General features: G+C 29.1%; 4 protein-coding genes. All 4 read left to right on the forward strand.

Features of this window, described 5'->3' with window-relative positions; genetic code table 11:
- Positions 1-71: 71 nt before the first annotated feature.
- The 4 genes from ACT8VG_RS10265 to ACT8VG_RS10280 all read left to right on the forward strand — a co-directional run bounded on the left by ACT8VG_RS10265 (position 72) and on the right by ACT8VG_RS10280 (position 2283).
- Positions 72-704: a hypothetical protein gene (locus ACT8VG_RS10265; RefSeq protein WP_444195807.1), complete on the forward strand. Its 633-nt coding sequence runs from the start codon at positions 72-74 to the stop codon at positions 702-704.
- 84 nt (positions 705-788) lie between these two features.
- Positions 789-1019 carry a hypothetical protein gene (locus ACT8VG_RS10270; protein ID WP_444195808.1) on the forward strand — a complete coding sequence of 77 codons (231 nt, stop codon included), beginning with the start codon at positions 789-791 and terminating at the stop codon, positions 1017-1019.
- An 82-nt stretch (positions 1020-1101) separates the two neighbouring features.
- Positions 1102-1731 carry a hypothetical protein gene (locus ACT8VG_RS10275; protein WP_444195809.1) on the forward strand — a complete coding sequence of 210 codons (630 nt, stop codon included), beginning with the start codon at positions 1102-1104 and terminating at the stop codon, positions 1729-1731.
- A gap of 3 nt (positions 1732-1734) precedes the next feature.
- Positions 1735-2283: a hypothetical protein gene (locus ACT8VG_RS10280; RefSeq protein WP_444195810.1), complete on the forward strand. Its 549-nt coding sequence runs from the start codon at positions 1735-1737 to the stop codon at positions 2281-2283.
- Positions 2284-2300 lie beyond the last annotated feature (17 nt).

Here is a 2300-nt window from a genome sequence, read left to right on the forward strand (position 1 = left end):
TTAGAGGTGATTTAATGAATTAACTTTGTGATAGGAATATAGAAAATTACAAAATAGCAAGAGAATGTCTAGTGTATTCAAAGAAAAAAGATTGCTGGATACGTCAAGAAGACAAAGGAATGTATCATTTATGGACAGCATATTATACTGCTCTTAATGCAGAGGAAAAGAATCATCTGTTCTATGCAAGAGTTCTTTCGTTGATGGGATGGGAAATGCAAGCAAAAAGTTCTAACTATGAATTATTGAATAAATATTATAAGCCTGCAGTGGAACAATACAATCTAGCAATGGAGGAGAACCCTAATTGTGTTTATCCTAAAGAAATAGAAAATGTCAGAAAAAGTTATGAGTACTATAAATATATTGTTGAAAAAAGCAAAATAAGAACTGATTCAGATTATTATAACGCGATTAAATTACTAGAAGGTCATGAATGTTTAGATGAATTTTCGTTTCATGATAGCAAGTTTATCAGTTTAGAGTGTGATGATCAATCAGCAGTATTGAAGCTACAATATGGAGATATTTATCATTTTGAGTTCAGTGATATTTACGATGTAGAGATGAATTGTGATCCACTCACAGCATATGTAAGTGATTTTGCTATATATCAAGCTGCACCTGATTCAGAAACTATTGTATTTGATATAGAGTTTTTGAAAATCATTTGTAAGCATATCAAAGTGCATAAATGCTTGTAATATTAACTGGATTTTTTATTAAAAATTAATCTTATATTTGTCATTATGATATAATTAAGTCGTCAAAGAAAGCGAGGATCTAATATGAATAATAAAGGTGTTGGTGTTAATTTCTGTCTGATATCCGCAATTCTAGTTTCTGCAAAATATATATCAGCTGCTATGTTCATGAGTAATATTGCTACAAAAGATGCTTCTCTGTTTAAAAAAGGATTAGAATATGTAGGACCATTTCTATCAATAGAAGCCATCCTAGCAATGATTATTGGTATTTTATTTTTAGGATATGGATTGTATACTGATTCAAAAAAATAATAATACAACATTAGACAAGCACCTATCGTATCTGATAGGTGTTTCTTAATACTAATAGAAGGGTGGAGAAGAATTAAACTATATGTTACAAAAAGACATTAAACAAATCATTATTTCTCTTATATCTGAATTAGATTTCTATTTTGAAGAAAATGGATTTCTTAGAAGAAGCAATAGTCTTACATATATTAGAAAACTAGATGGTGTAACTCAAAAAGTAGAAATAGTATTCTTCTCTAACCCTTCATATCATCCAGGTGCATTAGCACATATATATCCTCATATGCAGATTTATATTCCTTCAGTGAATGGTACTACCAAAGAATACGCAAGTCATCTCATTCCGTCTAAATGGTTAGATCAATTTACAATCAGACAACCAATACAAATATATTCTAATTTAGGAGACTTTTGGTTGGTGGATGTTAATGAATATGAATCACTAAAAGATCAACTATTGGATTTTTTTGAAAAGAACGCAATACCGCTATTTAATGATTTAATGAGTGATAAGGATTATTTATTACTTTATGAAAACAAAGACAAACGAATCATATGGGATGATAACCAATATTTGTATATTTCAGCAACTTATCTCAACAATCATGATTTAAACAAAGCGAAATTAGTGATTAAAAATAGATTTGGTGAAAAAGGATCAAGAAATAAATATAAAGAAGTGTTTGAATATTTTGAAAATTTAGAAGAATGATGTATGAATATCAGAGGTGATCATATTATGACAGCAAGAAGCTTTACGATGTTTGCGACAAAAGAAGACTTAATATCTATTTTTAATGATTTTCAACAGAATAATGAAATACAGTATTTCGAGTGTGGTCGTATGGATGACTTGATAGAAATATCTGATATCACAAAAGAACCACATTTTGGTATTAATTTAAGAGGCAATCATATTAATAATCAATGGCTTGTATGTTTAAGTGGTACTACACCTATAAAAAGGAAAAACCAGTTCTGCTTAGATAATACATTTTTCCTAGATCAGGAACTCAATAAAGAAACTATTATAATTAATATAGGAGGAATCTATGAGAATCAAGCTTTATTTCCAACAAAAATCAGTACAATCTGGTATGAAAATGAAACGTCTAAACACCTTTATACAAAGTTGAAAAAATCATGCAAGAAATTGATGCATTGTACACAAAATGGTTATCTTATTGGTGAAGGTGCATATTCAAAAAGCGAATATTATAGCTTTTGTACTAATAGTTTTGAGAGTCCATCATCATATTATTGATGTTCCCGTCTGCTAGA

This window comes from Catenibacterium sp. (assembly GCF_052354645.1).
Classification (GTDB): Bacteria; Bacillota_I; Bacilli_A; order Erysipelotrichales; family Coprobacillaceae; genus Catenibacterium; species Catenibacterium mitsuoka_A.